6 protein-coding genes are annotated in these 5670 nt (G+C 51.0%); 1 reads left to right on the top strand and 5 read right to left on the bottom strand.

What is annotated here, in order from left to right; translation table 11 throughout:
• Positions 1 to 15 precede the first annotated feature (15 nt).
• The gene (locus HLUSI_RS0103590) at positions 16 to 885 is read left to right on the top strand and encodes a LysR family transcriptional regulator (protein ID WP_029363081.1); all 870 of its coding nucleotides are present in this window, start codon (positions 16 to 18) and stop codon (positions 883 to 885) included.
• A gap of 15 nt (positions 886 to 900) precedes the next feature.
• On the opposite strand, the gene HLUSI_RS0103585 is transcribed toward HLUSI_RS0103590, so the two are convergent.
• From HLUSI_RS0103585 to HLUSI_RS0103565, 5 genes are all read right to left on the bottom strand, one after another.
• On the bottom strand, positions 901 to 1512 hold the full coding sequence (locus HLUSI_RS0103585; protein WP_157137732.1) for a TetR/AcrR family transcriptional regulator: 612 nt from the start codon (positions 1510 to 1512) through the stop codon (positions 901 to 903).
• 34 nt (positions 1513 to 1546) lie between these two features.
• Positions 1547 to 3151 (bottom strand): methyl-accepting chemotaxis protein, encoded by a 1605-nt coding sequence (locus tag HLUSI_RS26790; RefSeq protein WP_016832667.1) that lies wholly within the window; start codon positions 3149 to 3151, stop codon positions 1547 to 1549.
• Positions 3152 to 3238: 87 nt separating this feature from the next.
• Positions 3239 to 3799 carry a cupin domain-containing protein gene (locus tag HLUSI_RS0103575; RefSeq protein WP_016832666.1) on the bottom strand — a complete coding sequence of 187 codons (561 nt, stop codon included), beginning with the start codon at positions 3797 to 3799 and terminating at the stop codon, positions 3239 to 3241.
• A gap of 60 nt (positions 3800 to 3859) precedes the next feature.
• Positions 3860 to 4552 carry a hypothetical protein gene (locus HLUSI_RS0103570; protein ID WP_157137731.1) on the bottom strand — a complete coding sequence of 231 codons (693 nt, stop codon included), beginning with the start codon at positions 4550 to 4552 and terminating at the stop codon, positions 3860 to 3862.
• 55 nt (positions 4553 to 4607) lie between these two features.
• A complete protein-coding gene (locus HLUSI_RS0103565; RefSeq protein WP_016832664.1) occupies positions 4608 to 5597 on the bottom strand; it encodes a TAXI family TRAP transporter solute-binding subunit in 990 nt (329 codons plus the stop codon).
• Positions 5598 to 5670 lie beyond the last annotated feature (73 nt).

The following is a 5670-nucleotide window of genomic DNA, read 5'->3' as shown; positions in this document are numbered from 1 at the left end:
AAATTTTTTTTTTTTTTGCTTTATATTTTTGACGAAATTTTCAAGACACGGAACGTAACGAAAGCATCCGAAAATCTCGATTTGCCGCAGTCGACGGTGAGCATCGGTCTTGGCAAGCTGCGCAGTCATTTCAATGATCGCCTGTTTAGTCGAACCTCCAACGGCATGGAGCCGACCCCTCGGGCCCAGCTCGCGATCCAGTATGTGCGCGGTTGCATCGCCTCATTGGAGGGGGCCCTGGCGAGTCAGGCTGTTTTTGATCCGCTCGATAGCCAGCGTGAATTCAGGATCTGCATGACGGATATCAGCGAGGTGGTGCTGCTTCCGACGTTGTTGAATTATCTGAAGCAGGCCGGGCCGGGCATTAAAGTCGACGTGTCAAAGATATCGCCGGAAACGCCCAAGAATCTCGAAAGCGGCGTCGTCGATTTGGCAGTCGGATTCATGCCTCATTTGGAGGCCGGCTTTTATCAACAGAAATTATTCGATCAGAATTTCATCTGTCTTGTCTCAAGGGAGCATCCGCGCATTCGCAATAAATTGAGCAGGGCGATGTTTATCAACGAAAGCCATATACAGATCAAGAGTTCCGGAACCGGGCACTCTATCGTGGATAAAACCTTGGCTGAAGAGGGAATTGAACGCCAGATAGTGCTTCAACTGCCAAGTTTTTTAGGCGTTGCCCGCATTGTTGCCGAAACTGAATATATTGTCACCGTTCCATCCCGTTACGGCATCGCCATGGCTGATCATGAGAGCATAAAAATGCTGCAACCACCTATTGTATTGCCAAGCTTTTCGGTCAAACAACACTGGCATGAGCGTTTTCACGAAGACGTGTCGAATAGATGGATCCGGCAAGTAATGGCCAAGCTTTTTTCGTAACTTTTTTGTCGATTTTTATGGGCGATACAACTTGTAGAAGAGATCGACACCTCGTTGTGCATTGTTTTCTATTTCGTCCGCAGGCAACGGATTCTGGGTGTCGACACCTGTATCGGGCGCCACCGAGCTATGCCAGAATGCAGCAAGGTCACGACTGGCTATTTGTCTGTCCGCCACGACCAGCTCGCCCGTATCATTCCCTTTTTCCAAAATGGCCGCCAGCAACGTATGACTCGAATTGGTCCGGCTTACATGTAACCTCGCAGCTATTTCCGGATACATGTAACTCGTGCAGGCAACAAGTCGATCTGATTTTATGCGTTGATGCCTGTTGAAGTAATTGAGATAGTGGACGCCGAATCTGAACAATGCTGCTTTCAATGGCGACAGCAGCAATTCCTTGAATTGCTTGTCAGCGATAATCTGGCCGCATTCGTGCAACAAGACCGCCTCGATGAATTCTGCCTTTCCACTGAAATAGGTATAGAACGTGGCCTTGGAAATTTTCACCTCCGAAGCGATGGTTTCTATGCTGATTCCCAAGCCTCTGTCCAGAAGCAGTTGTCCTCCGACCGTCAGCAGTCTGGATCGGTGCCTGCCATTTTTATACGGATCAGATTCGGTCATTCTTCCTTCCTTGCCGGTCGATTTGAACTCGGGTTTATGGCTTTCCTGCATTTTCAATGACGAGATGGGTATTCGAGGCAAGTCTGAATATGCCAATGACATCAGCGACTTGCTTGGTACGTTCTTGAAGATCTGCGGCAGCCGTCGCAACGATTTCAACGAGTGCGACATTCTCTTGCGTCATTTGATCGAGACGCGATACTGCCTCGTTCGTGTGTAGCAACTTCTCCGACTGCTGGCGGCTTGCGGTGGAGATCTCGGTGATGATGGTGACAACGTTGTTGATGCTTTCAACAATCTGCTGCATCGTTTTTCCCGCGACACCCGCCAGGTCGTTTCCAGATGTTATTTCACGGGCAGAAGCGTTGATGAGAGATTTGATCTCTTTGGCCGCAGAAGAAGACCGTTTCGCCAGGTTTCTGACTTCCGTGGCCACGACAGCAAAGCCGCTCCCTTGTTCACCTGCACGTGCAGCCTCTACTGCGGCATTCAATGCCAGAATATTGGTTTGGAATGCGATGCTGTCAATGACTGCAATGATGTCAACGATCTTTGCTGCGGAGTTGCTGATCGAGCCCATTGTTTCGACGACTTGCGATACCACTTTCCCACCTTGTTGCGCCAATGCCGCGGCTGAAATGGCCATGACGTTAACCTGCTGAGCGCTTTCGGAATTCTTTTGTACCGTTATGCTGAGTTCGTCCATTGACGCGGCGGCGTCCTCGAGCGCTACTGCCTGTTTTTCCGTACGTGAAGACAGCTCGAGATTTCCATTTGCGATTTCTATGGATGACGAGGCGATGTGTTCGCAATCTTTTCTGACGATGCCAATCATGTTATCCAGGTCGCCACGCATCCGTTTGATGGCGTGGAGCAAACTGAAATCATCAGATTTTCTCAGATTGATATCAGTCGCAAGATCGCCTGCAGCAATTCTTTCTGCAACACTGACCGCGTAGGCCGGCTCTCCGCCAAGTTGCTTCGTTATGTGTTTCGTCAGGGTGATGGCGACGATGCCTCCGCCAAAAAAAGCCAAGGCGCCCAGTAAAAGCATCCAGACCAATGTCTCTCTATATGTCTTCTCCGAATTGGACGCTGCATGTTCACTGAGCTTTTCTTCCTGCGCTACCAAATCGGTCAGCGCTTGCATCCAGCGACTTTGTAGAGGTATCAGCTGTTCCGTCAGCAGATTGAAAGCCAGGCTATCCTGACCCGCGATTGAGAATTCAAGAGATTGTTTGATCAAGGGAGTGCATAGCTCGGAGTATCGCTTGATGACATTGAATAATTGCTTCTCTTGCTCACTGTCTCCGGAGTTGGCCCTGAGGGTAGACAGCCGCTGTTCAATCTGCGTGTATTTTTTTTCTTCGGTCGCGACGCGATCGACTTCAATTTGCATCTTGCTGAGTTCTCCCACCAGCGCTGCGGTGCGAATGGCGATCATTCTTTCGTACACGGTATCGCGCATGGCCAGCGTGAGTTTTACCTTGAGATTGTTGATCCCGATGATATTTTCAATCTGTGCCTGCGTTTGTGAAAGTCTGAAAATGCCTATTGCTGTTGTCATGAGCAACAAGGCAAGAATGAAGGCGAAGGCAGCCAATAGCTTCCCGCCGATAGTCATTTTTTTCGGCATCATTATTCTTTAGTTCCGTGAGGCAATCCGAGGTGTCTCCTCTCGGATTGCTCAACTACCGTGAATGTGCAACAGGTTCTGGCAATGGGCTTATTTGGGAGGGACAGCCGCGAGATCTTCTGCGACTTCTTTCCAGCTGATACCCGTCAAATCTGCAGGCAAGTGTTCCGTGCCGCAGGACTTGCAAAGGCGCATTGACGGCGTGCTGTTAAACGCGCTTGTGATCCGGTGATATGCGTTCTGAGGCAATTCGACGGCTGAGTCCCATACTTCACGATAGACTTCTTTGGTGCAATTGCTGCAATACCATGCGACGCCCTCGAGTCCCGCATCTCTTGCCTTGTAGCGATGATAGATGCCCGGGCCGTCCGGTTCGATCATGTGTGGCGTGCCGGCCGGGACATAAAGAAAATCACCAGGCTTGGTCGATTGGGAGATGACCTCGTGATGTTTCATGTGAACCGTAGCTTTTCCGCTTAGTTGCGCCAGGACGCTATCCTTGCCGCAGATCAGATAGAACGGTTGCGGTAAATGATTTTTGCTTACGTGAATCTGCGGATCGGTTTCCGGTGCCAGCATGGGAAACTCATCGTAGGAGCCGTAGCCTGCGCTTTCCGGAAAGGAATCGACAAAGTTTTTTCTGATTCTCATTTGGTATGCCTCTTTGCAATTGGTATAGGACTGCAGGGATGTTATATGGTGATGCGTCGGTCAGACGGTGGTTTCGGTTTTCTTGAAGCAGCGGAGCGCCGAGTCAATCATTGCGGTCTGCTCCGAATAGCGATGCCATCCCCAGTCGTCGATCGGAAACGGCTTGTTTTCAAATCCGCATTCCGCACAAGTGTGCAACGCCTTGTTCGCGTTGTAGTCGGCAACCATCTTTGCTCCCTCCACATGCGTGTGAAATGGAATGTCACCATCCAACTCGCGGATGGCAGCAAGTTCCTCCGCAGAGCAGTCTGAATTGAACGGACGTTCGATCAGCGGTTCGTGGCACTGCTCGCAAATAACCGCCAGTTTTTCGTGTTGTCGTTGATCGCTCTTTTCCCATTGCCGTTGAGTGACAACGATCAGAATGAAGCTCTCGGGATCGGTAGGGTCGTTGAATCCAAGATTGACGAAATGGTCTCGTGCACCCACGAATACCTGGCCGGGATGGCCGCGCGCAACTCCGGCCGCGGCAAAAATGGTCGCGACTTCATCGACGGAATTGAAGTGCTTGAACATCTGATAAGAGCGTCCCGGCCCACCGATGGCCAGCGACAGCGCGGGTACGATGGAACCAGGGGTGAGATACGGAAACAGCGGAGCCAGTTGGGTGTTGGCTTGCCGAGCTCTTTCAAAGACATTTACTTTCAGAGGTGTCTTTTCAGAGGTTGGTGGTGCAATAGTGAGATTCGACATGATTTGCCTTTCATTCAGAAGACTACGATCGGAAAACTGATTGCCGCTTCGACAGTCAGGAGAGGGCGCCGATTGAGCGATAGTGATGCTCTGCGCCCGGATGCAAGGGGATTGTGGTGGCCGCCATTTTTTTGGGATCCAGCGGGTAGCCCATCGGGCTGCGATCCGGCGGGAACTGGTAATAGTGACGTTCGATGGATTTCCTTGTTTCGCACAGACACCACGTCATCAGGTTCGCCAGGTCTTCAGGCATGTCGGCATGAACAAGCAGCAGGAAATCTGAAAATTCCAACGCCGCTATGTCTTGTTCAAGACCTGGGAAATAGTCCTTTTCAATCGCAGCCCGCTCCCAGCCGAATTTTTCCTTGACGGTGGTCAACGCCTCTTCTTCATATGGCAGCAGCACCATATCGCGCGTTTTCATCAGGTCCATCCACCAGGGGGTCATGATCGCTTCCTGAATGACTGCGTCGACTTCGCCGGCCAAGGCCAGGGCAATGCATTGTTCCGGCCGCTCTTTTGTCACGAGTTCGGCTCCCCAGCTTGCGATGTGAGCGGGAGCGATTCCCGAGGCAAGCATCATTTGTTCGGTAGCGTAGCCGATGAAATTACGGCCATTGTTTGTACTGCCGGCAATTTTCAATTCCGGAGCCAGTTTTCTCAAATCGGCATAGGTGCGGACACCGAATTTCCGATCGATAGCCATGACGAGCCGATCACGTTGCGGTAGCACGCCGATGGCGCGAACTTCGCTTAACGGCTTTCCGGCAAATGGACCAATTCCTTTGAGCGCCATCTTTGCGAAGCCGGCAGGTGTACTGATTGCGAAGTCGAGTGTCTTGTCCGCAATATGGTGAAACGAATCGACGCCGCCAGAGGTATTCCAAATGGCGATACGCGATCCTTCGGCCGTACGGTCGTTGACCTCCTGGCACAGCCAACTACAGACGCGATGAAAGTTGGCTTGACCCCAATCGCCGCCAAAGTTGAGATGCACCTGGCGAGTTAACTGGGGCCCGTCATTCATTCCGGGAATGAAATACATCTTTGCTCCTCCTTATTCCGATTTGGATGTTTTATTGTTTTAGTGTTTTAATATGACAGCTTGTATTCATAAT

The sequence above is a fragment of the Herbaspirillum lusitanum P6-12 genome, assembly GCF_000256565.1.
In the GTDB taxonomy this organism is placed as follows: Bacteria; Pseudomonadota; Gammaproteobacteria; order Burkholderiales; family Burkholderiaceae_D; genus Herbaspirillum; species Herbaspirillum lusitanum.
This window is presented reverse-complemented; position numbering and strand designations above follow the sequence as displayed.

Bases quoted from the DNA above. Each gene is read 5' to 3' on its own strand.
- HLUSI_RS0103585 (WP_157137732.1), bottom strand. From the start codon at position 1,512: ATGACCGAATCTGATCCGTATAAAAATGGCAGGCACCGATCCAGACTG.
- HLUSI_RS26790 (WP_016832667.1), bottom strand. From the start codon at position 3,151: ATGATGCCGAAAAAAATGACTATCGGCGGGAAGCTATTGGCTGCCTTC.
- HLUSI_RS0103575 (WP_016832666.1), bottom strand. From the start codon at position 3,799: ATGAGAATCAGAAAAAACTTTGTCGATTCCTTTCCGGAAAGCGCAGGC.
- HLUSI_RS0103570 (WP_157137731.1), bottom strand. From the start codon at position 4,552: ATGTCGAATCTCACTATTGCACCACCAACCTCTGAAAAGACACCTCTG.
- HLUSI_RS0103565 (WP_016832664.1), bottom strand. From the start codon at position 5,597: ATGTATTTCATTCCCGGAATGAATGACGGGCCCCAGTTAACTCGCCAG.